Below are 25,429 nucleotides of genomic sequence, written 5' to 3'. Positions count from 1 at the left end.
GGCCTTGAAGTCCAACCGCCCGCTGATAACATTTGTCGCAATGCACGCCGATATCGTCGACTTACGCCAGTTCTATCATTCCGAGCTCGGACGTCTTGCCGAGCAGTCGATCGCCATGGCGCTGTCCTCGCTCTGGGTGCGGCTGCCGCAGGAGCGTCTGGTCGGTCTCGGTTATGCCGTGCCCTTCCTCGATCGCTTCCAGGCCGATACCGAGCGTACCTTCGCTTTCATGCCGGCCGGGCAGGGCGCGGTGAATTGGCCGATGGGCTCGCTCTCGACGACGGCGCTTGTCTTCGACGAGGAACTGCCGCTGCCGGATTCGTCGATCGACCGGGTGCTGATGGTGCATTCGCTGGAATTCGCCGAAAGCCCGCGCGAGACGCTGAAGGAGCTCTGGCGGGTGCTGGCGCCGGGTGGACGGCTGGTCATCGTCGTGCCGAACCGGCGCGGCGTCTGGGCACGCATGGAGCATACACCCTTCGGTTCGGGCCGGCCCTATTCCCGCGGTCAGTTGACCAATCTGCTGCGCGAGACGAATTTCACCCCGGGCGCGACGGCTGAAGCGCTGTTCTTCCCGCCCTCGAAGTTGAGGACCATCCTGCGGCTTCGCCGCGCCTTCGAGCGGATCGGTCGAACGCTGTGGCCGGCCTTCTCGGGCGTCATCATCGTCGAAGCGCAGAAGCGGCTCTATCAGGGGCTGCCGGTGGCGGCGCGGGCCTCCCGCCGCGTCTTCGTGCCGGTTCTCGCACCGCATGGCGTGCCGACCACACGCAGCAGGTAGCTCTCGGCGGTCTCCAACTGCTTGTGTCACGCCCATAGGTCTCGACAACAATCTCATTCCGCTTTAATGCCACTTGGTGTTTTTCAGCCCGGATTTCCGGCAATTCCAAGGTCGAACCCATGAGCGTTGAGATGAGCAAGCCCGTTCCGCGTCCCGGTATTCTCGATATCGCAGCCTATGTGCCGGGCAAGGAACATGCGCCGGGTGTTGCCCGCGTCTACAAGCTTTCGTCCAACGAAACGCCGCTCGGCGCCAGCCCGAAGGCAATCGAAGCCTTCAAGACGGTTGCCGACAATCTGGGGCGTTATCCTGACGGGCAGGCGATCGAACTGCGTGAGGCGATTGCCGCCGTGCACGGCCTCAATCCGGCAAACATTCTCTGCGGCAACGGTTCCGACGAACTGCTCGGCTTGCTCTGCCATGTCTATCTCGGTGCCGGCGACGAGGGCATCATCACCGAGCACGGCTTCCTCGTCTACAAGATCCAGATCCTGGGCGCCGGCGCCACGCCTGTTGTCGTCAAGGAGAAAGACTATACCGTCGATGTCGATGCGATCCTTGCCGCGGTGACCGAGAAGACGAAGATCGTCTTCATCGCCAATCCCGGCAATCCAACCGGCACCTATGTTTCCGTCAGCGAGATCCGCCGCCTTCAGGCCGGACTGCCGAAACATGTCGTCCTCGTGCTCGATGCCGCCTATGCCGAATATGTGCGCCGCAACGATTATGAAGCCGGCATCGAGGTCGTCTCCTCCAATGCCAACGTGGTGATGACCCGCACCTTCTCGAAGGCTTATGGCCTTGCGGCGCTGCGCGTCGGCTGGATGTATGCGCCCGCCGAGATCGTCGATGCGCTGAATCGCGTGCGCGCGCCGTTCAACTTGAACGCGCCGGCAATCGCCGCCGCTGCCGCTGCCATCCGCGACCAGGCCTTCATCCAGCAGGCCGTCTCCTTCAATCAGATGTGGGTCGAGACGCTCACCCAGGCACTCGAAGCGATCGGGTTGAAGGTGACGCCGTCCGTCGCCAATTTCGTCCTCATTCATTTCCCCGAGATCGACGGCAAGCGCGCCGCGGATGCCGATGATTTGTTGACGAGCCGCGGCTACATCCTGCGCGCCGTGCGCGGCTATGGTTTCGCCAATGCGCTGCGCATGAGCATCGGCCCCGAAGAGGCCAACCGCGGCGTGATTGCCGCGCTCACCGAATTCATGGGTCATCAGGCATGAGTGTGCAGTTCGATCGGATCGCGCTGATCGGCATCGGCCTGATCGGCTCTTCGCTCGCCTATGACATCAGGCGGCTTGGTCTTGCAAGGGAGATCGTCGTCGCCACGCGCAGCCCCGATACGCTGAAGCGTGCGGAGGAACTCGGCCTCGGCGACCGCTACACGACGTCTTCACAGGATGCCGTCAAGGATGCCGATCTGGTGATCGTCTCGGTGCCGGTCGGCGCTTCGGAAAGTGTGGCGAAGGAGATTTCGGCAAGCCTGAAGCCCGGGGCGATCGTCACCGATGTCGGCTCCACCAAGGCTTCTGTCATTGCGCAGATGCTGCCGCATATGCCTGATAATGTGCATTTCATCCCCGGCCACCCGCTGGCCGGTACGGAGAAATCCGGCCCGGATGCCGGCTTCCCCGGCCTCTTCGAAGGCCGTTGGTGCATCTTCACGCCGGTCGCGGATACCGATGAGACCGCTTTGAAGCGGCTGCGCAGCTTCTGGGAAGCGTTGGGCTCGAAGGTCGACGAAATGGATGCCGAACATCACGACAAGGTGCTCGCCATCGTCTCGCACCTGCCGCATATCATCGCCTACAATATCGTCGGCACCGCCGACGATCTGGAGACGGTGACGGAGTCGGAAGTCATCAAATATTCCGCCTCTGGCTTTCGTGATTTCACTCGCCTCGCCGCCTCCGACCCGACGATGTGGCGCGACGTCTGCCTGCATAACCGCGATGCGATCCTCGAAATGCTGGCGCGCTTCTCGGAGGATCTCGCCTATCTGCAGCGCGCCATCCGCTGGGGCGAGGGCGACAAGATTTTCGAACTCTTCACCCGCACGCGCGCCATCCGCCGTTCGATCGTCCAGGCCGGCCAGGATGTCGACGCGCCGGATTTCGGCCGCCACGCGCTGGACAAGAAGTAGCCGCCGCGATGGTGGAGGTGGCACGTGCCGGCCGGGCGGATATCGACTGGTTGGCTCGCGAGGATGCCAGCGCCGGTGAAGCATGGGTATCGCGTTGCGTCGCGCTCGGCGAATATCTGGTTGCCAGGGAAGACGACGAGATCGTCGGCTTCCTGCGTTTCTCCCGCTTCTGGGGCAGGGTTCCCTATATGGAAATGATCCGCGTCCTGCCCGGCCATCGCCGGTCGGGCGTTGGGACGGCGCTGTTTCTCGCCTGGGAAGAAGCCATGCGCGGCGATGGCGCCCGCCTGCTGATGACGTCGAGCGAATGCGACGAAAGCCGGCCTCAGGACTGGCACCGCCGCAACGGATTTTCCGAAACTGGCGCGATCGAGTTGCCCGGCCTGCAATCGGTGCCGGAAGTCTTCTTCATCAAGCGAATTGCCTGAAGCGCCTCGCGTCGAGCCGGACTCATTCGACGCGCTTCAGGCCTTTCCTATGCATCCCGTTATCCCAAAACCGCTGGACACTTTGGGGGGATGCATCAGATCGGTGGAATGCGGCCGAGCGGGATGAAACCGCTGACGGTGGCATTGCCGCGATTGACGACGAGATCGACGGAGACCTTGTCGCCGCCGCCGGCAAGCGATTTCAGCAGCTTCGTCGCCGTGTTGACGGTCGAGGCGATATCCGGAAAGGCCTGTTTCAGGCTGTCCCCCCAAGGGCCGAGTTGTTCGATCTCCAGTTTGAATTTTCCCGAAAGCAAGCCCTGCTCGTCGAAGGAGAAGGGGCCGGTGAGCGTCATCACCTTGCCGTCACCGATGTCGGCGACGATGCGGCGCAGGTCGCCGGTGGCGCCATTGAGGCCGTTCCGGTCACTGCCGTCGATCAGGCCGGCCTTGCCGGCGACGGTCAGATCGATGCTCGCCGAGAATTTCGGGAAGATCTGCGGCCAGTCCTTGATCGCCGCGTTGGCGTCCTGCACGGAAATCGCACCGTCGAGATCAGCACCATTCTGGCGCAGGTGGATTTCGGTGCGAGCGGCATCGAAGCTCATGGTCTGGCCGGTGTAGGAGGAGAAGGCCATCGCCTTCAGACCCTCGATGACGGTCGAGCTGTGGTCGATGCCCTGCAGCCTCGTCGTAAGGCTCGCCTGCAGGTTCGTCCATTGGGCCGAGATCGAAAGGCCGTTGCTGGTGCGGATCTCTGCCGGAGAATCGAGTTCCCAGACGATATTGCCGGGCGCGTAGACCTGTGCTGCCGAGCGCAGCGCGCCGAAGGTGGCGGAGACGCCGTTGACATTGTCGTCGACGTCGATCTTGGAGCAGAACAGGCCGATACGGAAGGGATAGCCGCGAAATTCGATATCGGAGCATTCGCCGCTGACGCCTGCCTGGTCGCGCGGCGCGATCGCTTTCAGCACTGTGTTCTTCAGCGCCGAGGCCGCATAGAACCAGCCGCCGGTATAAAGCGCAATCACCAGGAGGACGCCTCCACCCAGCAACCAGAATTTCTTACCGCTGCCGGATTGGCTGCTGCCGGATTGGCTTGACGCTGCCATGATGTTCTCCAATGGTGAATCGCAAATGTGATTCCCGGTCTGGCGTGCGATATGGACGAATTTTGGGTATTTGGCTACGGTTCGCTGATGTGGAATCCGGGCTTCGAGTTCATGGAGCGGGCAGAGGCCCTAGTCTACGGCTACAGGCGTTCGCTCTGCGTCCGCTCCTTTGTCCATCGTGGTACCCGCGACAATCCGGGCCTGGTTCTCGGCCTCGACAGGGGTGGCGCCTGCCGCGGCATGGCTTTCCGCATTTCGCCGGAAAAATGGGATGAGGTGATCGATTATCTCCGCGCCCGCGAGTTGGTCACCAATGTCTACCTGGAGCGCCGGGTGCGGCTGCAGCTTGCCGGCCGGCGTCGGGTCGAAGCGGTCGCCTACATCATCGACCGCGAGCATGAACAATATGCCGGCGCGCTCGATGCGCTTGCGGCGGCACGGGTGGTGAACGAAGCAAACGGCCAGTCAGGTCCGAATGATGCCTATGTCTTCAACACGCTGACGCATCTGAAGCAGATGGGCATTCGCGACCATTGGCTGGAGCAGGTCGTCAACGAAGTGGAGCGGCTGCGCGCCGCCTGATCTCAGCCAGTTGCCGCGTTCAGCTTGCGCAGCTCGACCAGCCTTTCGACCGCCGTCGGCGGGAGCGGCAGATGCGGATTTCGCGCGACGGTTTCGAGCAGAAGCTCGTCGCTTGCCCGCTCCGATACCTCGATCAGATGGGCGAAAAAGGCGTCCGGATCCATTCCCGGCATGATCGGCGGCAGAATCTTCACCTTGAAATGGCCGGGATAACGTCGAATGCTCCGCCGCGGCCAGAACAGACCGGGATGCATGGCAACCGGCACGACAGGGAGGTTAAGATCGCGGTACATGCGGGCGATGCCGTATTTATAGAGCGGCTCTGCGCCTGGCGGGCGGCGGGTGCCCTCGGGATAGATGATGAGCTGGCGGCCGGTCGACAGTTCCTCCTTCGTGCGTTTCAGCACTTCCACCATCACCTTGCCGCGGGCGCCGCGATCGACCGGGATCATACGCTGTTTCTTCGCATACCAGCCGAAGAGCGGAATCCACATAAGCTCGCGCTTCAGGATGTAGACCGGATCCTTCAGCCAGGGCAGCAGCGCGTAGGTATCCCAGAAGGACTGATGTTTCGGCGCCAGGATGTAGCTGCCATCAGGCAGGTTCTCCAGTCCCTCGATCTCGAAGGTGGTGCCGACGATCACCCGCATCAGCCAGTGGTTGGAGCGCGCCCAGTTCTTCGGGATCGCATAGGCGATCTTGCGCGGCACGACGAAATAGTAGGGCGAGAGCACGATCATCCGGATGATGAGGTTGGCGTAGAAGATCGTGTTGAAGAGAACGGAACGCAGGGCGATCATGAAACTTTCCCGAGGCATGCTCACGCGACCGGCCTACACGATATTGCCCGCCATAAAAAGCGTTTGATGACGCCCTGATGTAAAAGCCTAGAACAGGATGATTTAGGCCTGTTCGGCCTAAAATCTGAATCCTGTTCTACATTATAAAGTTAGAGCATGATGTCGTCCGAAAACCGCTCACACTTTTCGGCATCATGCTCTGAAGAAATTCCGGCAAAAGTGCATAGTGGTTTTGCGTCCGGATTGCGCAAAACAAGAAGACGGAGCGTCCGTAGCGCGTTCTATCAGACGCGCGGTGCTCTATTGTTGGCCGGACGCATTTGCCGAGCGCAAGCCGGTGTGGCGGCCGAAGCCGGTGATGTTGCGGGCCCCGGTCAGCAACACTTTCACATATTCGGCCAGCATCACGCGCATCGCATTCGGATCGGTGAACCAGTTGCGGCTCTTCAAATCCGAATTGACCACGGGATAAGCGATGAATTCGATGTCGGGATCGACATAGGAGAGTTCGGCGAGGCTTCGGGGCATGTGATAGTTGTTGGTGACGATCAGAACGCTGCGGTATCCCTTGGTGTGGATCCAGTTCGAAGCTTCCTCGGCATTGCCGATCGTGTCGATCGCATCGTAGCCGATATCGACACAGCAGGAGAAGAGATCGGCCGAACCCTGCGTCATCTTGCGGATCTGTGCCGGCGTCGTCGTCGGGTGGACGCCGGAAATGAGCAAGCGCTTGCCTGCCCCCTTCTGCAGCAGCTCCACGGCCTGGTCGATGCGCTGGTAACCACCCGTCAGGACCACGATGGCATCCGCCTTCGGCTCGGCCGGGGGCTTCAGCGTCGTCACGGAATCGGCGAAACGCAGAAAACCGCCGAATACCAGGGCGATTGCCAGCAAGCAGGCAAAGCCGCCCCAGCGCAGCAGGCGGCGGATTGGCCCGCGTCGCGGCGGCAGACCCGCCGGGCGATCAAGCTCCGGGTCCTGATGAATCGGGTTGGGTGTCGTGTGTCCCATCGTCATGAATCGTGATTATACGCTGATTGCGGCGCGGAACAGACGCTTTCATGGCAAAACGGCACGGTCACGATCAACTTCCGATGCCGTCGGTGCGTGTCGGGTCTGAGCGTAGTGTATCGATTTCGTAGATCGTCCGCATGACGGTCAGCCGCGCGGTGAAGGTGGTCAGGAGTGCGATGACGATCATCGTCGCGAAGATGCCGGCATAACCGAGCACGCCGACGGAGAAGGTGCCGAAGAGCGCGGTCGCCTGGTCCGTTTCCGGGGTGGCGAGGGTGCGGCTCTGCCAGAAACCGGCGCTAGCGAAGAAGAGAGCGGCAAGCGCGCTGCCGATCGCCGAGCCCTTGAGGCTGATCTTCAGGAAATGCTTCTGAAATTCGGTGGCGACGAAGGAGCTTTCGGCGCCGACGAAATGCAGCACTTCGACGACGTGACGATTGCCCGACAGCGCGCCGCGCGTGGCGAAGACGACCGTGAGCACCATCGCCGTGAAAACCAGCAGCAGGATGCCGGTGCCGATCATGACAGTCGTGTGCGCCATGGACACCAGCCGGTCGACCCAGGTGCGGTGATCGTCGAGGCTCGCCTGCGGGATACTGTCCTTGAGCAGCGCCCGCATCGAATCGAAATCCGGTGGATTGCTCTCATCGATGGTGATGATGACGAGACGGGGAACGGGCAGATCCTTGAGATCGAGACCGGGGCCGAGCCACGGTTCGAGCAGGCGGGCGGTCGCCGCCTCGTCGACGATCTGGCCGCTTTTGGTGCCGACGAAGGTCAGCGCCAGGTCGCGCGCCTGGGTGAGCGCCTTCTCCATGTCGAGATTGTCGTCCGGCTTGATCTGAATGGTGATCTCGCGGGAGATCTGGCTCTCCCAGCTGGCCGCCGTCGAGCGCACCATGCTGACGCCGCCGAGCGTCAGGCAGGCAAGAAAGGCCATGATTGAGATCACCACCATCAACGCGCTGCCCTGGATGTTCGAAGGCGGCAGGATCGGCGCAGTCGGACGCACGCGCAATTCCGGCCGCTTCTGCTGGGTCTTGGCAGACGCCTTCTCGGGGTTTCTGGACGGGGGCTCAGTCATAGATATCGAGATGCCCCTCTGAGAGGATCATGCGGCGGGCTTCCACCTGTTCCATCAGCGCCAGGTCATGGGTGGCGATCACCACCGCCGTGCCGAGTCGGTTCAGCTCGAGGAAAAGATTGAGCAGGCGCTTGGCCATCGGCGGATCGACATTGCCAGTCGGCTCGTCGGCCAGCAGCACTTCCGGCCGGTCCATCAGCGCCCGGGCGATTGCGGCGCGCTGTTTCTCGCCGCCGGAGAGCACGGGCGGCAGCACGTTGATGCGTTCGCCGAGGCCGACCCATTTCAAAAGTTCGAGGACATCGGTCTTGTAGGAGCTCTCATCCTTGCCACGCACCCGTAAGGGCAAAGCGACATTCTCATAGGTGGTGAGATGGTCGAGGAGGCGGAAATCCTGGAAGACGATGCCGACGCGGCGGCGCAGAAGCGGCAGTTCAGGGCGGGGGATTTCGGAAATGTCGCGCCCGAACATGCGGATCAGGCCGCGCGTCGGCTGCAGCGACATGAAAAGCATCCGCAGCAGCGACGTCTTGCCGGCGCCCGATGGGCCTGTCAGGAACTGAAAGGATTTCTTCGGAATGTCGAAGGTCAGGTCCCGGAGGATTTCCGGGCCCATGCCATAGCGCAAACCGACATTCTCGAAGTGGATCAACGGGCAACTCAGTCTGTTGTGGGTTTCACCGCACGACTTGTTAACCAACACCGTTAACAGCCGGTAAATTTTGCTGGAAAGACGCCCGTTTGATGGCGATCTTTGCGAAGCATTAACCATTAAAATTTACGACTGAGCAGGATTCGTTTCAATGCCAAGATTTCCCCTGGCAGCGAAACCATGTGGACATCTGCGAGGCAGCCACCATGGAAGCATCCTCCTTCAGTCGCCGGACGCCGGGCCAGGCCTATGATTTCCTGCCGCCGGAACCTGCCAACCGTCAGTACCGCTCTGCGCGTCCTGCCGATATCTCCGACGCCGAATTCGTCACCCTCGGCAAAGTTCGGCCCAGGGAATTCAATGCAAGGACCTATAACGACAACCGCAAGCGTATGGCTGCCGCAAACGCTGCACCGCCGCCGTTCATGCTGGCAATCGCGAATTCCGTTCTGCAGACCGCGGAATCCTGGCTGCAGCGCGCGTCGATGCGGAGCTTCGCAGCGCTGGTGCTGGCGCTCGTCGTGCTTGTCTTCGGGCTAACGGGTGGCTTTTCCGGCGTTTCCGGCGAGCGAGCCACGTCCGGAGCGTCGCTGCATTTCACCCATGTCACGGTGACGCCGCGTGATGCGAACGGCATGCGCGTGCTGGTCATCAACGGCATCATCGAAAACGACAGCGGCACGACGCAGACGGTGCATCCGATCCGTGCCGATCTCGTGACCGACGAGCGGCTGACCGCAAGCATCGTCATCAACCCGCCGGCCGATGTGATCTATGGCGGCCAAAGCCGGGGCTTCTCGGCTCGCGTGCAGCATGCCGGCGGAAAGATGCCGGAGGTCCGGCTTTCCTTCCTGCCACAGACGTAACAGGACACGGGATGGGCCGACTTTCGCGCCACAGGTCGTGCCAATCGCGCTAATTTCATAGCCGGCGAGGCTGTTTCAAGCTCGCATATGTGCTAACGGCTTACCTTCTTTTTCATGGAGCAAGCCCTTATGCCTGTCGTGCGCGGAAAAAACATCGAGCCGCTCTTCACCGCCGAGCAGATTGCCGAACGCAATCATTCGATGGCGCGGGAGATCGCCAGCGGCCCGACCAAGGACCTGCTCGTCATCGCCGTGCTCAAGGGCTCATTCATTTTCGCCGCCGATCTGATCCGGGCCCTGCATGACAGCGGGCTTGCCCCGGAGGTCGAGTTCATCACGCTGTCGAGTTACGGCATCGGCACAGTTTCGCAGGGCGTGCGCATCGTCAAGGATATCGACAGCGACGTGCATGGCCGCGACGTCCTGCTGATCGACGATATCCTTGAATCCGGCCGGACGCTGCTCTTTGCCAAGGAACTGCTTTTCGAGCGTGGTGCGCGCAACGTCACGATCGCCGTGCTGCTCGACAAGCGCGTCAAGCGCAAGGAAAAGCTGGAGGCCGACTATGTCGGCTTCGAATGCCCTGACTATTTTGTCGTCGGCTATGGCATGGATGTCGCCTATGCCTTTCGCGAACTGCCCTTCGTCGGCGTGGTGACCGGGGACGCCTGAGCGACTGCAAAGTGTTGCAGCGCTTTTGCGCGTCTGAAAGACCCGTTGCGCTACTTTGCCGTTCGAGACGGGTTGTTAACCATCTCGTCCATCGCTTCCTCATCTTTACCGATCGAAAAGGAAAGTCTGGTGATTTCCGTCGCGGGGCTGATACGGAGCGATGCACATATGGCAAGAATTCTGATTACGGAAGACGAGGACTCCCTGCGGTCCTTCGTGGCCCGGGCCCTGCGGCTTGATGGCCACGAAACCGATGAGGCGGCCGATGGGGCCGAGGGGCTGGAGAAGCTCAAGGACGGGGTCTACGATCTGCTGCTTTCAGATATCCGCATGCCGGTGATGGACGGCATTGAACTCGCCCATCAGGCAAAAGACGCTTTTCCCAGTTTGAAAATCCTGCTGATGACCGGCTATGCCGAACAGCGCGAACGGGCCGACGATCTTGCCGAAAAGATCATCGATGTCGTCGCCAAGCCATTCGCGCTTCCCGAGATCCGCAAGGCTGTCGCCCGAGCGCTTGTCGCTTAGAGCCAGGATACCAAAAGGCGTGATTTGGAGCGAAATCATGCTCCATTTCTTTGATTGAGATCACGATTCAGATTCCAGGCCGGTTCGGCCTGGAGTGAATTTGTTCTAACGCGCCTGCTGTTGATCGCGTTGCGGTGAGTGGCCTACTGGATGTCCAGCAGTCGTTCGAGATAGCGCCGTTCCATTTCCTGCGGCGGATTGTTGCCGAGCTTTTCGCGGATCGCGTCAAGGATTTCTCGCGCCCGCTGAACGTCGATTTCGTCAGGCACCTTCACGCTGTTGTCGCCGAACTCCGGCCCCTGGGGGCGGCGCGGCCGGCCGAGCGGGTCGCGGCCGTTCTGGTCGCCCTGGCCCACCTGGCCGTTCGGACCTTGACCCTGCTGGCCCTGCTGCGCCTGCATCATCTGGTTCATCATGTCGCGGGCGCCCTGGCGAAGCGCTTCCAGGGCGCGGCCCTGGCCCTCGACGGCCGGTTGGCCACGTCCCTGGCCGAGTTCTCGGCCGGCGCCTTCCATTTCGCGCTGCGCCTGGCCAAAGCCGGGGCCGGGCTTCATGCCCATCTCGCCGAGGCTCTTCTGCAATTCGCCGAGCTGCTTGCCGAGCGCATCCTGCTGGGCGCGCAGCTGTTTCAACGCCTCCCGCAGCTGCTCGGCCGTCATCTGGTCGGAGGGCTGCTGGCCTTCTTTGCCTTGCTGGCCCTGCTGCTGATCCCGCGGCTCGCCGTTCTCTCCGGGGTTCATCTCGTCGAGCAGCGGATCGTTCTCGCCCATGTCAGGCTCGCCGCGCTGCATGCGGTCCCTGAGCTGCTGGTCGAGCCGGAAGGTCTGTTCCATCAGCTTCTGCTGGTCGCGCAGGATCTCACCGAGCTTGTCGATCTGCTTGCGGGCCTCGCTGTTTTCCTGGCCCTGCTGACCTCGCTGCGGGCGGCCCGCCTGCAGGTTGTTCATCATCCGCTGCAATTCCGACAGCATCTGCTGGGCGGCGTCACGATTGCCGGAGCGGGCGAGATTTTCGATCTGGTCCATCATCCGTTCCAGGTCCTGCTGACGCAGGATATTCTGCGCGTTCTGGTTCGGCTGCATCGGCGCGTTCTGCATGCGTTGGGCGAGCTCGGTCATATAGTCCTGCATCGCTTTGCGCAGCTCGTCCATCAGCTCCTTGATCTCCGCGTCGGGAGCGTTGCGGTCCAACGCGTCGGCAAGCTTCTGCTGGGCTTCGCGCAGCTTGCGCTCGGCGAGCGATAGATCGCCGTCCTCCATGCCGAGGGCGATTTCCCAGAGATATTGGGCCGTATCCTTCAGCGCATCCTCGCCCCTGGCGAGCTTCATGCGCGTCAGGGCGGATTCGAGCAGCAAGTAGTTGGTAAGCTTGGGGATCGTCTCCTCGGGGCGGATAGTCAGCGCCTCGTTCAGGGCGATTGCCTGCGGCATCTTGCGCGTATCGAGCGCGAAAACCTGCCGCTCCTCAGCTACGGCCGCGGCAAGCGGCTCGTTGAAGGGCCGCGACGGCAGCACCATCTCATGCGGCGGGCTGCGGCCGGTCTGGCCGGCGGCATCCTTGGCGACGAGGGTGATGCGCACGCGCTTGCCGGCAAGCGGATGTTCGGTCAAGTTCCGGCTGGTCACGCCCTTGGCGTCGCGGGCGTTGCGGCGGGGAATATCCAGCCGGTATTCCGGCAGCGGATAGAGCGGCGTTGCCGTCGGATCGGTTTCGACGGGGACGATCTCGGCATGCGCCTCCTGGACCCCGTAATCGTCCTTGACGGTGAAACCGATTTCGAGCGCGCCGTTGACGCTGGGCTTCGGCAAACCGTCGAAGGCAATCTCCGGCGCCTTGTCGGGGAGCACGTCGAAGCTCCAGCGGCGGCCGTTGACCTCGAGTGCACCGTTCTCCTGGAGCTTCATCATATGCGTCTGGGCGACGAGAGCCTGGCTGGCCGGGGCTGCTGTCTGCTGCTCGCTGCCTGATGCCGCCGTCTGCTGCGGCTTGGTATCCGCCTGCACGGCAATATCCTGGGCCTCGCCGTTCGCCTTGCGGAACACGACCTTTTCGGCGGTCTTTCCGCCGCTGACGCGGACGGTGAGGCCTGAAAACTGCGGAATGCCGATCGGCGCCTGCTCGCTGCCGTCGGCCGTCAGATAGATCGGGGCTCGGCCGGTATAGGAAGGCGGCGTCACCCAGGCGTCGATGCGCACTGCCGGATCGCTGACCACCTGCTCGGGTGCTGCCTGCAATGCGTCGCGGATCGAGCCGCCGTTGATCGACAGTGAATAACCGAAGGCCGTGACGAGCAGCAGCGCCGGGACGGCGCGCAACGCGAAACGGTCATGCGCGGCGATATCAGGCCGCGGCAGTCCGGTATCAAGCGCTGCGATCTTTTCGGCCATGCGCGCCTGGTGCTCGCGCCAGAGCGCCCGGCCGAAGGGCGTATCGAAGGCCGGCTCGTCTTCCTGGACGGTGACCGGCTGGTGCGGCAGACCGTTGCGCTCCTCCAGCATGCGGTCGGCTTCTGCGATCCTCGGCCAGCGCAGGGTGCGGAAGGGGAGGAGCGAAATGAGAAAAGCGGCGGCAAAGGCGATGAGCAGCAGAATGCGCAGCCAGTCCGGCACGCTGCGGAAGAGGCCGAACCAGGAGGCAGAGAGATAAAAGGCGATGACGGACAGTACCGGCATCAAAGGAGGCAGCAGTTGCTCGAAAAAGAGCACGATTCGCGCCAGCAGTCGTTTCGTCGTCACGAGCCGGGCAAGCGAGGGACGGTAGGCAAATGCGCCTTTCTTCTGCCTCGATGGGCTTGTCATCGGTCCGGTCTCCGCGATCTGGCGTTCTGGAACAGAGGGCGCTTCCGGCGATTGCAGGGCAATACGCTCATGAACGAAAGGATAACACTCTTTGTGGCGAAGGCGAGGGCGAGCGGCCGGCAATACCGGCTTTTCACGTTTATTCGCCAAAAAGTGATGGCTTGTTCAGTCGAGCCAGGCCGGAACGGAGTCGAGGCTGATCAGTTCGGCATAGGTTCTACGCGGTCGAATCGTGTGGAAATCGCTGCCCCTGACCAGAACTTCGGGCACCAGCAGCCGGCTGTTATAGGTGCCGGCCTGGACTGCGCCGTAGGCGCCGGCGGTGCTGACGGCCATCAGGTCGCCGGGCTTCGGCATCGCCATCTCGCGGTCGAGCGCCAGATAGTCGCCGGTCTCGCAAACGGGGCCGACGACATCGGCGCGGATGCGCGGCGCGTTGGCCGCCGAAATCGTTACCGGCCGAATCTCGTGATAGGCCTCGTAAAGCGTCGGGCGGATGAGATCGTTCATCGCGCCGTCGACGATGACGAAGGTCTTTTCGCCGCCATCCTTCACATAGAGGACCTCGGTCACGAGGATGCCGGCATTGCCGACGATCAGGCGTCCGGGTTCGGTGATGATCTTGCAGTTTAGACCGCGCAGCTGGTTCTTGACGATTGCCGCATAGGCGTCCGGCAGCGGCGGCGGATTGTTGTCGTCCTTGTAGGGGATACCGAGGCCGCCGCCGATATCGACGTGATGGATGGTGTGGCCGTCGGCGCGCAGCGTCGCGACAAGGTCGTGCAGCAGCTTGAAGGCGTCGTCGAAGGGCTGCAATTCGGTGATCTGGCTGCCGATATGCATGTCGATGCCGGTGACCTCGATGCCCGGCAGCTTGGCGGCATGGGCATAGATGGCGCGGGCGCGCTCCCAGGAGATGCCGAACTTGTTTTCCTTCTTGCCGGTCGAGATCTTGGAATGCGTCTTCGCATCGACATCAGGGTTGATGCGGAAGGAGACCGGCGCTTTCTTGCCCGCGCTGACGGCGCGCTGATTGAGGATCTCGAGCTCGGGCTCGGATTCGACGTTGAAACAGTAGATACCGGCTTCGAGGGCGAAATCCATCTCGGACGGCGTCTTGCCGACACCTGAGAACATGATGCGGCTCGCTGGAATGTCGGCGGCAAGCGCGCGGCGCAGTTCGCCCTCAGAGACGACATCGATGCCGGCGCCGAGGCGGCCCAGCGTCTTCAGCACCGCCTGGTTCGAATTCGCCTTCATCGCATAGCAGACCATGGAGTCCATGTCGGCGAAGGCTTCCGAAAAGACGCGGTAATGGCGCTCCAGCGTCGCGGTGGAGTAGACGTAGAAAGGGGTGCCGACCGCCTTGGCGATCTCGGGAACGGGGACGTTCTCCGCATGAAGGACGCCGTCGCGGTACTCGAAATGGTTCACGGATTTATGCCTTAAAGAAGGGGATCGAGAAGGAAGGGCTTGTCGACGGTTCCCGGCCGTTTCGTCGGCTTGGAAACGTCGCCTTCCTTGGTTGCCGCAGCGCTCGGCGGATCGAGGTCGCCCTTGCGCCCGCATCCGGCAACGGCAAGGCCGATGACGGCGAGAACCGCCGTCAGGCGGACGAGGTGCGGCAAGCTCTTCATGGATATCCTCTTCTGCGGCATGTGACGGGCATCATTCGTACCGAACGATGGACATCATTCATATCGGATGATGGACATCTTCATAGCGAAGTTTATTCGCCTTGTGCACCCTGATTGTTGGCGGTCTTTGCGCGCCCCGCAGGAAGGGCGCGGCGGCTTTTCGCCACGCCTGGTATCTCTTAGTTGCGGGCGCGCCAGAAGGCGATCTGCCTGCGCACTTCGGACGGCGCGGTGCCGCCGAAGCTCTTGCGGCTGGCGACTGAGGCCTCGACGGTCAGCACGTTGTAGACCTTGTCGGTGATGTCGGGATGGATCGCCTGCAGATCGGAGAGCGGCAGCTCGGCAAGGTCGCAGCCCTTGCTTTCGGCGAGCGCTACGGCGCGGCCGGTGACGTGATGGGCGTCGCGGAAGGGGAGGCCCGCTTCGCGCACCAGCCAGTCGGCAAGATCGGTCGCCGTCGAATAGCCGGAGCCGGCCGCAGCCTTCATGCGCGCGGTGTTGACGGTCATGTCGCGCACCATGCCGGTCATGGCGGCAATTGCCAGTTCCAGGCTCTCGGCGGCGTCGAAGACCTGTTCCTTGTCTTCCTGCATGTCCTTGGAATAGGCGAGCGGCAGGCCCTTCATGATCGTCAGCAGCGCCACCAGCGAGCCGTTGATGCGGCCGGTCTTGGCGCGCACCAGTTCGGCGGCATCCGGGTTCTTCTTCTGCGGCATGATCGACGAGCCGGTCGAGAAGGCGTCGGAGAGACGCACAAAACAGAATTGCGGGGTCGACCAGATGACGATCTCTTCTGCCAGACGCGACAGGTGCATGCCCGCAATCGCCGCGATCGACAGGAATTCGATGGCGAAATCGCGGTCGGAGACCGTATCGATGGAGTTGCGGGTCGGCTCGCGGAAACCGAGCGCCTTGGCCGTCATGTGGCGGTCGATCGGATAGCCGGTGCCGGCAAGTGCGGCGGCACCGATCGGGCTTTCATCCAGATGTTCGATGGCGTGGCGCACGCGCGAGCGATCGCGGCCGAACATTTCGACATAGGCCATGCAGTGATGGCCGAAGGTAACGGGCTGGGCTGCCTGCAGATGGGTGAAGCCCGGCATGACGCTTTCGGCATGTTCTTCGGCGCGGTCGAGGAAAGCCGCGATCAGGCCGGTCAGCATCTGCTCGGTCTTCTGCAGCTCTTCCTTCACCCAGAGACGGAAGTCGAGCGCCACCTGATCATTGCGCGAGCGGGCGGTGTGCAACCGGCCGGCGGCCGGTCCGATCAGCGTCGCCAGGCGTGCTTCGACATTCATATGGATGTCTTCGAGCTGGCGCGAGAATTCGAAATTGCCGCTTTCGATTTCTGACAGGATCGTGTTTAGCCCGTGAACGATCTTGTCCTTATCGTCAGCGGAAATGATCCCCTGATGGGCGAGCATCGTCGCATGGGCAATCGAACCGCGGATGTCCTGCGCGAATAGCTTCTTGTCGAAACCGATCGAGGCATTTATCTCCTCCATGATCGCGTCCGGGCCGGAGGCGAAGCGACCGCCCCACATCTGGTTGGAGGATTTGGTGTCCGTGGTGTCGTCGGCCATGAAGGTGTCCGCCTTGAGGATGCATGTCCAGGAGAATGAAATGACGACAAGAAAACCCCTCGGGCTGCCATCCCTGAAATGGATCGCGATGGCCGCCGTTGCGGGTGTCGTTGCCGGTGCGGCAGCGGTATACGTGAAGGAGACGGGGATTGGCAATGGCGGCGGCGAAACGGCGTCAGCCGAATGCAAGCTTGCCAGGGATCGCGTCGCCAGCGTCACACTGTTGATGAAAGGGCAGGTGGCCGCCATGGTCGCCGCCTACGAGCCGCGCAAGCTTACTGCAGTCTCCTTCAACGGGCCGGACGGCAAGCCGCTGACGCTCGATCATTTCGCCGGCAAGACCGTGCTTCTCAATCTCTGGGCGACATGGTGCGTTCCCTGCCGCGAGGAGATGCCGGCGCTGAACGCGCTCGAGAAGGAGATGGGCAGCGACAGGTTCCAGGTGGTGCCGGTCAATATCGATAGCGGCGACGACGAGAAGCCGAAGACCTTCCTCGCCGAGATCGGCGTCGATGCGCTGCAGCTCTATCGCGACAATACGATTTCGGTGTTCAACAATCTGAAGAAAGCGGGCCTCGCCATGGGGCTGCCGGTGACGCTGCTGATCGATGACAAGGGATGCCTGATTTCAGCGATGAACGGGCCGGCCGCCTGGGACAGCGAGGATGCCAAGGCGCTGATCAAGGGCGCGATCGGGTCCTGAAGCCACGATTGGCCACCCTCCTTCGCTGAAGAGGGGGCGCAGCAGAAGTTTACCGCGTCGGGACCGGCACTTCACCGCGATAGTCATAGAAGCCGCGGCCGGACTTGCGTCCGAGCCAGCCGGCTTCGACATATTTCACCAGCAGCGGGCAGGGACGATATTTCGAGTCCGCCAGGCCGTCATGCAGCACCTGCATGATCGAAAGGCAGGTGTCGAGGCCGATGAAATCGGCAAGCTGCAGCGGTCCCATCGGATGATTGGCGCCGAGCTTCATCGCCGTATCGATGGCGTCGACCGTGCCGACGCCCTCATAGAGCGTGTAGATCGCTTCGTTGATCATCGGCAGCAGGATGCGGTTGACGATGAAGGCCGGGAAATCCTCGGCGACAGTGATGGTCTTTTCCAGCGTGCCGACGAATTGCTTGGCGGCGGAAAAGGTCTTCTCGTCGGTGGCGATGCCGCGCACCAGTTCAACCAGCTTCATGACAGGCACCGGGTTCATGAAATGTATGCCCATGAAGCGCTCGGGGCGGTCGGTGGCGGCAGCAAGCCGGGTGATGGAAAGGGAAGAGGTGTTGGTGGCAAGCAGCGCTTCCGGCTTCAGGACCGGACAGACCTGGGTATAGATCTTGCGCTTGACCGTTTCATCCTCGGTGGCGGCCTCGATGACCAGATCGGAGGGAGCGAGATCATTGACATCCGACGAGCCTGTGATGAGCGACAAGGTCGACTTGCGCTCCTCTTCGGTCATCTTGCCGTTCGTCACCAGGCGGGCCAGGTTGCCGTTAATGGTGGCAAGGCCGGATTCGATGCGGTCCTGCGAAAGATCGTAGATGTGAACCCTATAACCTGCGGCGGCCGAAACATGCGCGATGCCGCAGCCCATCTGACCGGCACCGATAATACCAATATTCTTCAACACCGCATTCATCTCCAAACCCCCGCACGGCATTCGCCCCCGCGCCGCCGTATTTTTCTAGCAATACTGCCGGACGAAGGATCGCCCGGCAGCAGTAGTAGCCCGATAAAAGATAATTTTCCAGTCATTCGCAAGTGCGAAAGAAAAGCATTTGACGCGGTCAGAGCGCCTTTTGCAATTCCGGCAAGACATCGAAGAGATCGGCGACCAATCCGTAGTCGGCGACCTGGAAGATCGGCGCCTCCTCGTCCTTGTTGATGGCGACGATGACCTTCGAATCCTTCATCCCGGCCAGGTGCTGGATGGCGCCTGAAATGCCGCAGGCGATATAGAGCTGCGGCGCCACCACCTTGCCGGTCTGACCGACCTGCCAGTCGTTCGGCGCATAACCGGCATCGACGGCCGCACGGCTTGCACCGACGGCAGCACCCAGCTTGTCGGCAAGCGGCAGGATGACCTCCCTGAACTTTTCCGCCGAGCCGAGCGCCCGGCCGCCGGAAATGATGATCTTCGCCGAGGTCAGTTCCGGACGGTCGGAGGCCGACAGCGCGTCCCTGACGAAGGTCGACAGTCCCGGATCGGAAACCGCCGGAATTGCTTCGACGGTCGCCGAACCACCCTCCGGTGCGGAGGCGAAGGAGGCGGTGCGCACGGTGATCACCTTCTTGGCATCGCTTGCCTGCACCGTCTGGATGGCATTGCCGGCATAGATCGGCCGCTTGAAGGTATCGGACGAGATCACCTCGATGATCTCGGAGACCTGGGCGACGTCGAGAAGAGCGGCGACGCGCGGCAGCACGTTCTTGCCGACCGAGGTGGCGGCAGACAGGATCGTGTCGTAGCTGCCAGCCAGCGAGACGATCAGGTCGGCCAGCGGTTCGGCCAGATTGTTGGCGAGTTCATCGCTTTCGGCCAGTAGCACCTTGGAGACGCCGGCAAGCTTGGCGGCGGCATCGGCAGCAGCCTTGGCAGCTTTGCCGGCGACGAGGATGTGAATATCGCTTGCCTGTTCCTTGGCGATCTTTGCGGCTGCCGTCAGCGCCTTGGCGGTCTGATCGGACAGGCTGGCATTGTCGTGGTCAGCCAGAAGAAGAATGGTCATGATGATGGCTCCTGTTCCAAGCTGATTACAGCACGCCGGCTTCGTTTTTGAGCTTGTCGATCAGTTCGGCGACCGACTTGACCTTGACGCCGGCCTTGCGGCCCGACGGCTCCTCGGTCTTCAACACCTTGAGGCGCGGCGTGGTCGAGATGCCGAAGTCGCTTGGCGTCTTCTTGTCGAGCGGCTTCTTCTTCGCCTTCATGATATTCGGCAGCGAGGCATAACGCGGTTCGTTCAAGCGCAGATCTGATGTGATCACCGCCGGCAGCTTGATCTCGATCGTCTGCAGGCCGCCATCGACTTCACGGGTCACCTGAGCCTTGCCATCACCGATCTCGATCTTCGAGGCGAAGGTCGCTTGGGCGGTTCCCATCAGCGCTGCCAGCATCTGGCCGGTCTGGTTGCTGTCGTCGTCGATCGCCTGCTTGCCAACGATGATCAGCCCCGGCTGTTCGGCATCGGCGACAGCCTTCAAGATCTTGGCGACAGTAAGCGGCTCGATCTGATCGTCGGTCTCGACCAGGATCGCCCGGTCGGCGCCCATGGCAAGTGCTGTGCGCAGCGTCTCTTCGGCCTTGGCAGGACCGATCGACACCACCACCACTTCCTCGGCCTTGCCGGCTTCCTTCAGCCGCAGCGCTTCTTCCACCGAGATCTCGTCGAACGGGTTCATCGACATCTTCACATTGGCAAGCTCGACACCCGTGCCGTCCGGCTTCACCCGGATCTTCACGTTGTAGTCGACAACCCGTTTGACTGGCACGAGTATCTTCATGGGGTCCTTCCTTCAGGAGAAACTGGCTTCAGAGACTTTTTTAGAAAATGCGCGCTTGGGCGCCGCTCCGATTGTCGAATGGCGACATGGATACGCGTTTTTCCTCCAAATTCAACGCTTGCATGACGCCGGCAGGCGATTTGCTTCGGCAATATATGGACGTTTACGTTCACGTCAATATAGCTGTTTAGCGGCGGCCCCAGGGAAATCGCTGCGCCGTCCGTCCGTCCGTGCCGGCTGCGATGGCCGGGCCGGCGCCCGGGTCGTTTCTGACGGCGCGGGGCGTGACGATCTGCCGGTCGAAGAGCGGCACACCAGGCCGGCGCAACACCAGGATTAGGAAAGCCCCGGCAAGGATGCCGCCGACATGCGCGCCCCAGGAAACGTCGCCATCGGGTGCAATCGCCAGCATGAAGAACTGCTGCCCGATCCACAAAAGTAGCGGCACGAAGGCCGGCAGGGGCAACGGCACACGGAAAAACACCAGCACCCAGACCCTGACTCGCGGATGCAGCAAGACATAGGCGGCAACGACGCCGGAGACCGCCCCCGATGCGCCGACCAGCGGCGCTTCCGAGGTCATGGTCAGCAGGCCGTGGCAGAGCGCGCCGGCGGCCGCGCAAACGAAATAGAAGATCAGGAAGCGCAGATGTCCCATCGCATCCTCGACATTGTCGCCAAAGACCCAGAGGAAGATCATGTTGCCAGCCAAATGCCAGAAGCCGGTATGGACGAAGGCGTATGTAAGGTAGGTCAGCGGTTCCGGCACGATTTCGAGCCCCTGCGCCAGCATCGCATGGCCGAAGGCAATCGCCGGGATATAGCCGAGACCGACGGTCGTCGCCTGGGCTGCCTGTTCGCTCTCCAGGCTGGTCAAAAGCCAGACCGCGATGTTCAGCGCGATCAGTGCGAGCGTCACCCACTGAACCTTGATATGTTTCAGCGTATTGGCATCGTGAAGTGGTATGAACATAAAGGCCCCCCGGCGATCGTGAACGCGGCAAGCCTATCTGTTTTTTCCCGGAACCCAAAGTACATCCGCATGGCCCTGGTCATTTGCATGACGCGCGGCGACGAAGAGGAAATCGGAGAGTCGGTTGACGTATTTCATCGCCGGCTCGCCGACGATTTCGCCGTCGGTGCGAGCAAGCGCCACCATCAAACGTTCGGCGCGCCGCGCAATCGTGCGGGCAAGATGCAGATGTGCCGCGGCCGGACTGCCACCTGGCAGGATGAAGGATTTCAGCGACTCCAAACCGGCGTTCAGCTGGTCGATATCATGCTCGACGCGGTCGACCTGCGTCTCGGCGATCCGCAGCGGCTCGTAGGCCGGTGGCTCACCGGTGTCGGGGGTGGCGAGATCGGCGCCGAGATCGAAGAGATCGTTCTGGATCGACATCAGCATGGCGTCGAGTTCAGGCAAGTCGGCCGTGTGCAGCCGCGCCAGGCCGATCGCGGAATTGGCCTCATCGATGGTGCCGTAGGCCTCGACGCGCAGATCGTCTTTGAGCCGGCGCGGACCGGATACCAGCCCGGTCGTACCGTCATCGCCTGTTTTCGTGTAGATCTTGTTGAGCTTGACCATGGTTTCCCCCTTGAATCCCGGTCAGGTCGGGCGGCCGCCGCCGGTCAGCCACAGCGTCACCATGATCAGGATGACGGCGATCGCCTGCAACAGCACACGAAGCTGCATCAGCTTGTTGGAACGGTTGGGATCGCCGCCCTTCATCATGTTGAAGAGGCCGCGGATCAGGACGAGGGCGACGACGCCCATGACGATGATCGCGAGGATATAGGTGACCGTGGACATGGCGTTCAGCTTTCTCAGTCAGTCTGTCCAGCGCATCAGGCGGTAGAAGAGGTCTGCCGGAAGCAGCCGCTTCAGGAACATGCCCTGTTTAGCCGGAGTCGTTACGGGATAATGTGGCCTCGGATTTTTCGAGTTCAATGCGTGTTTCAACACGGAATAGACCGCTTCCGGGCCGAGTTTATGGCGGTTGACCGGCCCCGATCCGTCGAGTCTCGCCAATTGGCTGATGTAATCGACCGCGTGAGGCGAATTCTCGAGGTCGATATGTTCCTTGATCTTTGCGAGCGCATTGGCGGTGAACCGCGAGGCGATCGGTCCCGGCTCGATCAGGCTCACATGGATGCCGCTGCCCTGCAGCTCCATGCGTAGGGTGATGCTGAGGCCTTCGAGTGCAAATTTGGACGCGGTGTAGGCGCCGCGAAAGCGATAGGGGACGACGCCGAGGATCGACGAACATTGCACGATCCGCCCTTGGCCACGTTTGCGCATCGGCGGAAGGACCTGCCGCGTCAGTTCATGCCAGCCGAAGAAATTCGCCTCGAACTGCGCGCGCAGCGTTGCCGTCGACAGATCCTCGACAGCGCCCGGCTGGCCGTAGGCGCCGTTATTGAAGAGCGCGTCGATGCGACCGCCGCTGCGTTCCAGAACCGTGCCGACCAGCTCGGAAATCGTCTCGGTCCTGGCATAGTCCATCAGGAAGGCTTCGATGCCTTCCGCTTCCAACCCCTTGAGATCGTCCGGCTTGCGCACCGTTGCGAAGACACGCCAGCCATCGGCTTTCAGCGCCCGTGCGCAATGAGCGCCGATACCGGACGAACATCCGGTCACGACGATGGTGCGCGCTCCCGCCATGGAATGATTCCTGTACAAAATGGGACTCGTTTCCCATATTCGGCCAGAGGATACAATCTGGAAAGCCGGAGACGGAATGCCGAAGGTACTGCGCACGATCTACGACGTGGTCTATGACGCGATCTGTCACATGGTCGAGGACGACGGCTTCGCCATGGCAAGCCATGTGGCGCTGTCGAGCCTGCTTGCGGTTTTCCCCTTCCTGATCTTCGGCACGGCGCTTGCAAGCTTCCTCGGCGCCGATCAATTTTCCTCGACCGCCATCCACCTGATCTTCGACACCTGGCCCGAGGCGATCGCCAAACCGCTCGCCGACCAGGTGCTGCAGGTGCTGACCATTCCGCGCGGCGGGCTGCTGACGATCTCGGTGCTGGCGGCCGCATATTTCGCCTCGAACGGTGTCGAGGCGCTGCGCATTTCGCTCAATCGCGCCTATCGGGTGCAGGAGACGCGGGCCTGGTATTTCACCCGTCTCGCCAGCCTGGGCTACGTGCTGATCGCGGTCATCATCTTCACGGCGATCAGCATTCTGCTGGTCGCCCTGCCGCTGGCGCTCGATTATTCGAGGAAATGGTTTCCGCTGTTTGCCGATACGCTCGACATCGTCTTCAGCTGGCGCATCTACGGCACGCTGGTGGTTCTGACCGTCGGACTGCTGGTGATGCATCTCTGGCTGCCGGCCGGCAAGCGGCGGGTCTTCGACGTCATTCCCGGGGTGCTGCTGACACTGCTTCTCTGGCTCGCCGGCGCGCTGATCTTTGCCTATTATCTGGCGACCTTCGCCAACTATACGGCAACCTATGCCGGTCTCGCCTCCGTCATGATCGTGCTGATCTTCCTCTATATGGTCGGCGTCATCTTCATCATCGGCGCGGAGATCAATGCGGCGCTGATCAAATTCCGCGTCTTCCGGATGTTCTCCCGCACGCTTTCGATCGTCGGCAGAGAGCGTGTCGAAAGGCAATCAGAGCCCGACAAGGCGGCGAATATCCGCCCCTGACATGCCCTGGGCGCGCAATTCGCCAAGCCCGCTGTCGCCTTGGCTTTTCGAAAGCTTGCGGCCATCGGCGCCAAGAATGAGACGATGATGGTGATAGACCGGCTGCGGTAGGCCGAGCAGCACCTGCAACAGCCGGTGCACCGATGTCGCGTGGAAGAGGTCGAGCCCACGCACGACATGGGTGACGCCCTGCAGCGCATCGTCGACGACCACGGAAAGATGATAGCTCGACGGCGCATCCGAGCGCGACAGGATGACGTCGCCCCAGACGTCGGGCTCGGCGGCGATCTCGCCTGTCCTGCCGTCGCCGGTTTCCGTCCAGAACAGCAGTTCGCCGATCAGGTCGAGCGCTTTGCGCATATCGAGCCGCCAGGCATGTTTCTTCCCCGAGGTCAGCATGTCCCGCCGTTCGTCTGCCGGACGCTCGCGATCACTTGCGGGATAATGCGGGGTGCCGTCGGGATCGTGCGGCCAGGGTTCACCCGCCGCCTCGTAGGCAGCGATGCGCGCCTTCACCTCGCCCCGCGTCAGAAAGGCCGGATAGACCAGTCCGCGCTCGATCAGCGCATGCAACGCCGCCTGATATTCGGGAATATGTTCCGACTGGCGCCGCACCGGGCTTGCCCAGCCGATATCAAGCCATTCGAGATCCCTGAGGATGCCGGCCTCGAACTCGGGCGTGCAGCGCGTCTGGTCGATATCCTCGATGCGCAGCAGCAGGCGCGCTTGTTCGGCCTCCGCCATGTCGCGGTTCATGAGGGCCGAGAGGGCATGTCCGAGATGCAACGGTCCGTTGGGGCTCGGCGCAAAACGAAAGACAGGTTTTTGACGCTCACTCGTGGTCATGCTTTCTTCTGCCATGGATTCGGTTTTTGAACCACAGCGAGGCAAAGTGCAGATCATCCGCAACGAAGATGACGTCAGGCAGGGGCTCGAAGCGCTGCTTCGCCTCGATCCGCGCCTTGCGCCTGTAGTCACTGAGGCCGGGCCTATTCCGCTGCGGTTGCGCGAGCCCGGCTTTGCCGGTCTTGCCCATATCATCGTCTCGCAGATGGTGTCGCGCGCCAGCGCCGAGGCGATCTGGCGGCGCATGCTGCCGGCGGACGGTTCGCTGACGGCCGAAGGTTACGCACTGCTTCACGCCGAGGCGTGGCGCGAATTCGGTCTGTCGCGCGCCAAGGCCGAGACGCTGTCGCTGATTGCCGAAGCGGTCGCCTCCGGCCGTCTCGATCTCTCCGGGCTCTGCCTGAAGCCGCCGGGCGAGGCGCTTGGCGAACTGACAGCGCTGAAGGGCGTCGGGCCGTGGACGGCAGAGGTCTATCTGATGTTTTGCGGCGGCCACGCCGATGTTTTCCCGGCCGGCGATGTCGCGCTGCAGAATGCCGTCGGGGCGGCATTCGGTCTTGCCGCACGGCCGCAGGCGAAGGCGCTTGCTGAGCTTTCGGAAGTCTGGTCGCCGTGGCGCTCGGTGGCGGCACGGCTTTTCTGGGCCTACTATGCCACGAGGATGCGCCGTGACATGGTGCCGATCGGCTGATCGGCAACACTCTTCAAATTGCCTTTATCCTCTGAATTTATTGGA

Annotated in this window: 28 protein-coding genes; 11 read left to right on the top strand and 17 right to left on the bottom strand. The window is 62.0% G+C overall.

What is annotated here, in order from left to right:
* Positions 1-4 precede the first annotated feature (4 nt).
* The 4 genes from AC2444_RS19600 (at position 5) to AC2444_RS19585 (ending at position 3,358) form a co-directional block, all read left to right on the top strand.
* Positions 5-781, top strand: coding sequence for a class I SAM-dependent methyltransferase (locus AC2444_RS19600; RefSeq protein ID WP_017995330.1), 777 nt, complete (start codon positions 5-7; stop codon positions 779-781).
* Positions 782-912: 131 nt separating this feature from the next.
* A complete protein-coding gene (hisC, locus tag AC2444_RS19595; RefSeq protein ID WP_020487039.1) occupies positions 913-2,010 on the top strand; it encodes a histidinol-phosphate transaminase in 1,098 nt (365 codons plus the stop codon).
* Complete coding sequence (locus AC2444_RS19590) at positions 2,007-2,930, top strand: prephenate/arogenate dehydrogenase family protein (protein ID WP_012759184.1); 924 nt, start codon at positions 2,007-2,009, stop codon at positions 2,928-2,930. Before hisC ends, AC2444_RS19590 begins: the two co-directional genes overlap by 4 nt.
* Positions 2,931-2,938: 8 nt before the next feature.
* Complete coding sequence (locus AC2444_RS19585; RefSeq protein ID WP_012759183.1) at positions 2,939-3,358, top strand: GNAT family N-acetyltransferase; 420 nt, start codon at positions 2,939-2,941, stop codon at positions 3,356-3,358.
* 95 nt (positions 3,359-3,453) lie between these two features.
* Here AC2444_RS19585 and AC2444_RS19580 read toward each other — a convergent pair whose 3' ends face one another.
* The gene (locus AC2444_RS19580) at positions 3,454-4,470 is read right to left on the bottom strand and encodes a DUF2125 domain-containing protein (protein WP_012759182.1); all 1,017 of its coding nucleotides are present in this window, start codon (positions 4,468-4,470) and stop codon (positions 3,454-3,456) included.
* Positions 4,471-4,521: 51 nt separating this feature from the next.
* Between AC2444_RS19580 and AC2444_RS19575 the strand changes: the two genes are divergently transcribed.
* Positions 4,522-5,052 carry a gamma-glutamylcyclotransferase gene (locus tag AC2444_RS19575; protein WP_012759181.1) on the top strand — a complete coding sequence of 177 codons (531 nt, stop codon included), beginning with the start codon at positions 4,522-4,524 and terminating at the stop codon, positions 5,050-5,052.
* Between the two features lie 2 nt (positions 5,053-5,054).
* On the opposite strand, the gene AC2444_RS19570 is transcribed toward AC2444_RS19575, so the two are convergent.
* From AC2444_RS19570 to ftsE, 4 genes are all read right to left on the bottom strand, one after another.
* Positions 5,055-5,852, bottom strand: a complete 798-nt coding sequence (locus AC2444_RS19570; protein WP_012759180.1) for a lysophospholipid acyltransferase family protein — start codon at positions 5,850-5,852, stop codon at positions 5,055-5,057.
* A gap of 300 nt (positions 5,853-6,152) precedes the next feature.
* Positions 6,153-6,863 carry a YdcF family protein gene (locus AC2444_RS19565; protein WP_020487038.1) on the bottom strand — a complete coding sequence of 237 codons (711 nt, stop codon included), beginning with the start codon at positions 6,861-6,863 and terminating at the stop codon, positions 6,153-6,155.
* A 73-nt stretch (positions 6,864-6,936) separates the two neighbouring features.
* The gene (locus AC2444_RS19560; protein WP_012759178.1) at positions 6,937-7,950 is read right to left on the bottom strand and encodes a cell division protein FtsX; all 1,014 of its coding nucleotides are present in this window, start codon (positions 7,948-7,950) and stop codon (positions 6,937-6,939) included.
* A complete protein-coding gene (gene ftsE / locus AC2444_RS19555; RefSeq protein ID WP_003543317.1) occupies positions 7,943-8,602 on the bottom strand; it encodes a cell division ATP-binding protein FtsE in 660 nt (219 codons plus the stop codon). Before ftsE ends, AC2444_RS19560 begins: the two co-directional genes overlap by 8 nt.
* Positions 8,603-8,808: 206 nt before the next feature.
* On the opposite strand from ftsE, the gene AC2444_RS19550 reads away from it, so the two are divergent.
* The 3 genes from AC2444_RS19550 (at position 8,809) to AC2444_RS19540 (ending at position 10,668) form a co-directional block, all read left to right on the top strand.
* Complete coding sequence (locus AC2444_RS19550; protein WP_012759177.1) at positions 8,809-9,468, top strand: membrane protein; 660 nt, start codon at positions 8,809-8,811, stop codon at positions 9,466-9,468.
* A 129-nt stretch (positions 9,469-9,597) separates the two neighbouring features.
* A complete protein-coding gene (gene hpt, locus AC2444_RS19545; protein WP_003543314.1) occupies positions 9,598-10,140 on the top strand; it encodes a hypoxanthine phosphoribosyltransferase in 543 nt (180 codons plus the stop codon).
* Between the two features lie 168 nt (positions 10,141-10,308).
* Positions 10,309-10,668 carry a response regulator gene (locus AC2444_RS19540; protein WP_012759176.1) on the top strand — a complete coding sequence of 120 codons (360 nt, stop codon included), beginning with the start codon at positions 10,309-10,311 and terminating at the stop codon, positions 10,666-10,668.
* Between the two features lie 143 nt (positions 10,669-10,811).
* On the opposite strand, the gene AC2444_RS19535 is transcribed toward AC2444_RS19540, so the two are convergent.
* From AC2444_RS19535 to argH, 4 genes are all read right to left on the bottom strand, one after another.
* Entirely contained in the window at positions 10,812-13,466 is a 2,655-nt protein-coding gene (locus AC2444_RS19535; RefSeq protein WP_012759175.1) for a TIGR02302 family protein, read from the bottom strand.
* A gap of 165 nt (positions 13,467-13,631) precedes the next feature.
* Complete coding sequence (lysA, locus tag AC2444_RS19530) at positions 13,632-14,900, bottom strand: diaminopimelate decarboxylase (protein WP_012759174.1); 1,269 nt, start codon at positions 14,898-14,900, stop codon at positions 13,632-13,634.
* Positions 14,901-14,911: 11 nt separating this feature from the next.
* Positions 14,912-15,124: an LPS translocon maturation chaperone LptM gene (gene lptM / locus AC2444_RS19525; protein ID WP_017995323.1), complete on the bottom strand. Its 213-nt coding sequence runs from the start codon at positions 15,122-15,124 to the stop codon at positions 14,912-14,914.
* Between the two features lie 158 nt (positions 15,125-15,282).
* Entirely contained in the window at positions 15,283-16,686 is a 1,404-nt protein-coding gene (gene argH / locus AC2444_RS19520) for an argininosuccinate lyase (RefSeq protein WP_128448890.1), read from the bottom strand.
* Positions 16,687-16,726: 40 nt separating this feature from the next.
* On the opposite strand from argH, the gene tlpA reads away from it, so the two are divergent.
* Complete coding sequence (tlpA, locus tag AC2444_RS19515) at positions 16,727-17,389, top strand: thiol:disulfide interchange protein TlpA (RefSeq protein WP_012759171.1); 663 nt, start codon at positions 16,727-16,729, stop codon at positions 17,387-17,389.
* A gap of 49 nt (positions 17,390-17,438) precedes the next feature.
* On the opposite strand, the gene AC2444_RS19510 is transcribed toward tlpA, so the two are convergent.
* From AC2444_RS19510 to AC2444_RS19480, 7 genes are all read right to left on the bottom strand, one after another.
* Positions 17,439-18,320: a 3-hydroxybutyryl-CoA dehydrogenase gene (locus tag AC2444_RS19510; protein WP_012759170.1), complete on the bottom strand. Its 882-nt coding sequence runs from the start codon at positions 18,318-18,320 to the stop codon at positions 17,439-17,441.
* Positions 18,321-18,468: 148 nt separating this feature from the next.
* Complete coding sequence (locus tag AC2444_RS19505; protein ID WP_012759169.1) at positions 18,469-19,410, bottom strand: electron transfer flavoprotein subunit alpha/FixB family protein; 942 nt, start codon at positions 19,408-19,410, stop codon at positions 18,469-18,471.
* Between the two features lie 25 nt (positions 19,411-19,435).
* Complete coding sequence (locus tag AC2444_RS19500) at positions 19,436-20,185, bottom strand: electron transfer flavoprotein subunit beta/FixA family protein (RefSeq protein WP_012759168.1); 750 nt, start codon at positions 20,183-20,185, stop codon at positions 19,436-19,438.
* Between the two features lie 187 nt (positions 20,186-20,372).
* Positions 20,373-21,158, bottom strand: a complete 786-nt coding sequence (locus tag AC2444_RS19495) for a rhomboid family intramembrane serine protease (RefSeq protein ID WP_012759167.1) — start codon at positions 21,156-21,158, stop codon at positions 20,373-20,375.
* 33 nt (positions 21,159-21,191) lie between these two features.
* Positions 21,192-21,770, bottom strand: coding sequence for a cob(I)yrinic acid a,c-diamide adenosyltransferase (locus AC2444_RS19490; RefSeq protein ID WP_012759166.1), 579 nt, complete (start codon positions 21,768-21,770; stop codon positions 21,192-21,194).
* Positions 21,771-21,791: 21 nt separating this feature from the next.
* Positions 21,792-21,995, bottom strand: coding sequence for a twin transmembrane helix small protein (locus tag AC2444_RS19485; protein ID WP_012759165.1), 204 nt, complete (start codon positions 21,993-21,995; stop codon positions 21,792-21,794).
* A gap of 18 nt (positions 21,996-22,013) precedes the next feature.
* Positions 22,014-22,847 carry an SDR family oxidoreductase gene (locus tag AC2444_RS19480; protein WP_012759164.1) on the bottom strand — a complete coding sequence of 278 codons (834 nt, stop codon included), beginning with the start codon at positions 22,845-22,847 and terminating at the stop codon, positions 22,014-22,016.
* Between the two features lie 76 nt (positions 22,848-22,923).
* On the opposite strand from AC2444_RS19480, the gene AC2444_RS19475 reads away from it, so the two are divergent.
* On the top strand, positions 22,924-23,847 hold the full coding sequence (locus AC2444_RS19475) for a YihY/virulence factor BrkB family protein (protein WP_012759163.1): 924 nt from the start codon (positions 22,924-22,926) through the stop codon (positions 23,845-23,847).
* Here AC2444_RS19475 and gluQRS read toward each other — a convergent pair.
* The gene (gene gluQRS / locus AC2444_RS19470) at positions 23,812-24,693 is read right to left on the bottom strand and encodes a tRNA glutamyl-Q(34) synthetase GluQRS (protein ID WP_012759162.1); all 882 of its coding nucleotides are present in this window, start codon (positions 24,691-24,693) and stop codon (positions 23,812-23,814) included. The genes AC2444_RS19475 and gluQRS overlap by 36 nt on opposite strands.
* Here gluQRS and AC2444_RS19465 point away from each other — a divergent pair.
* Positions 24,692-25,384 (top strand): DNA-3-methyladenine glycosylase family protein, encoded by a 693-nt coding sequence (locus tag AC2444_RS19465; protein WP_041935582.1) that lies wholly within the window; start codon positions 24,692-24,694, stop codon positions 25,382-25,384. The two genes, gluQRS and AC2444_RS19465, sit on opposite strands and share 2 nt — an antisense overlap.
* Positions 25,385-25,429 lie beyond the last annotated feature (45 nt).

The organism is Rhizobium sp. WSM1328, from assembly GCF_057653715.1.
The sequence above is the reverse complement of the archived record's forward strand: the minus strand, read 5'-3'. Positions and strand labels throughout refer to the sequence as shown.

What these genes read in the sequence shown, in the direction of transcription:
- hisC (WP_020487039.1), top strand. Translation starts at nt 913, where the DNA reads ATGAGCAAGCCCGTTCCGCGTCCCGGTATTCTCGATATCGCAGCCTAT.
- AC2444_RS19590 (WP_012759184.1), top strand. Translation starts at nt 2,007, where the DNA reads ATGAGTGTGCAGTTCGATCGGATCGCGCTGATCGGCATCGGCCTGATC.
- AC2444_RS19585 (WP_012759183.1), top strand. Translation starts at nt 2,939, where the DNA reads ATGGTGGAGGTGGCACGTGCCGGCCGGGCGGATATCGACTGGTTGGCT.
- AC2444_RS19580 (WP_012759182.1), bottom strand. Translation starts at nt 4,470, where the DNA reads ATGGCAGCGTCAAGCCAATCCGGCAGCAGCCAATCCGGCAGCGGTAAG.
- AC2444_RS19575 (WP_012759181.1), top strand. Translation starts at nt 4,522, where the DNA reads ATGGACGAATTTTGGGTATTTGGCTACGGTTCGCTGATGTGGAATCCG.
- AC2444_RS19570 (WP_012759180.1), bottom strand. Translation starts at nt 5,852, where the DNA reads ATGATCGCCCTGCGTTCCGTTCTCTTCAACACGATCTTCTACGCCAAC.
- AC2444_RS19565 (WP_020487038.1), bottom strand. Translation starts at nt 6,863, where the DNA reads ATGGGACACACGACACCCAACCCGATTCATCAGGACCCGGAGCTTGAT.
- AC2444_RS19560 (WP_012759178.1), bottom strand. Translation starts at nt 7,950, where the DNA reads ATGACTGAGCCCCCGTCCAGAAACCCCGAGAAGGCGTCTGCCAAGACC.
- AC2444_RS19550 (WP_012759177.1), top strand. Translation starts at nt 8,809, where the DNA reads ATGGAAGCATCCTCCTTCAGTCGCCGGACGCCGGGCCAGGCCTATGAT.
- hpt (WP_003543314.1), top strand. Translation starts at nt 9,598, where the DNA reads ATGCCTGTCGTGCGCGGAAAAAACATCGAGCCGCTCTTCACCGCCGAG.
- AC2444_RS19540 (WP_012759176.1), top strand. Translation starts at nt 10,309, where the DNA reads ATGGCAAGAATTCTGATTACGGAAGACGAGGACTCCCTGCGGTCCTTC.
- AC2444_RS19535 (WP_012759175.1), bottom strand. Translation starts at nt 13,466, where the DNA reads ATGACAAGCCCATCGAGGCAGAAGAAAGGCGCATTTGCCTACCGTCCC.
- lptM (WP_017995323.1), bottom strand. Translation starts at nt 15,124, where the DNA reads ATGCCGCAGAAGAGGATATCCATGAAGAGCTTGCCGCACCTCGTCCGC.
- argH (WP_128448890.1), bottom strand. Translation starts at nt 16,686, where the DNA reads ATGGCCGACGACACCACGGACACCAAATCCTCCAACCAGATGTGGGGC.
- tlpA (WP_012759171.1), top strand. Translation starts at nt 16,727, where the DNA reads ATGACGACAAGAAAACCCCTCGGGCTGCCATCCCTGAAATGGATCGCG.
- AC2444_RS19510 (WP_012759170.1), bottom strand. Translation starts at nt 18,320, where the DNA reads ATGAATGCGGTGTTGAAGAATATTGGTATTATCGGTGCCGGTCAGATG.
- AC2444_RS19505 (WP_012759169.1), bottom strand. Translation starts at nt 19,410, where the DNA reads ATGACCATTCTTCTTCTGGCTGACCACGACAATGCCAGCCTGTCCGAT.
- AC2444_RS19500 (WP_012759168.1), bottom strand. Translation starts at nt 20,185, where the DNA reads ATGAAGATACTCGTGCCAGTCAAACGGGTTGTCGACTACAACGTGAAG.
- AC2444_RS19495 (WP_012759167.1), bottom strand. Translation starts at nt 21,158, where the DNA reads ATGTTCATACCACTTCACGATGCCAATACGCTGAAACATATCAAGGTT.
- AC2444_RS19490 (WP_012759166.1), bottom strand. Translation starts at nt 21,770, where the DNA reads ATGGTCAAGCTCAACAAGATCTACACGAAAACAGGCGATGACGGTACG.
- AC2444_RS19485 (WP_012759165.1), bottom strand. Translation starts at nt 21,995, where the DNA reads ATGTCCACGGTCACCTATATCCTCGCGATCATCGTCATGGGCGTCGTC.
- AC2444_RS19480 (WP_012759164.1), bottom strand. Translation starts at nt 22,847, where the DNA reads ATGGCGGGAGCGCGCACCATCGTCGTGACCGGATGTTCGTCCGGTATC.
- AC2444_RS19475 (WP_012759163.1), top strand. Translation starts at nt 22,924, where the DNA reads ATGCCGAAGGTACTGCGCACGATCTACGACGTGGTCTATGACGCGATC.
- AC2444_RS19465 (WP_041935582.1), top strand. Translation starts at nt 24,692, where the DNA reads ATGCTTTCTTCTGCCATGGATTCGGTTTTTGAACCACAGCGAGGCAAA.
- gluQRS (WP_012759162.1), bottom strand. Translation starts at nt 24,693, where the DNA reads ATGACCACGAGTGAGCGTCAAAAACCTGTCTTTCGTTTTGCGCCGAGC.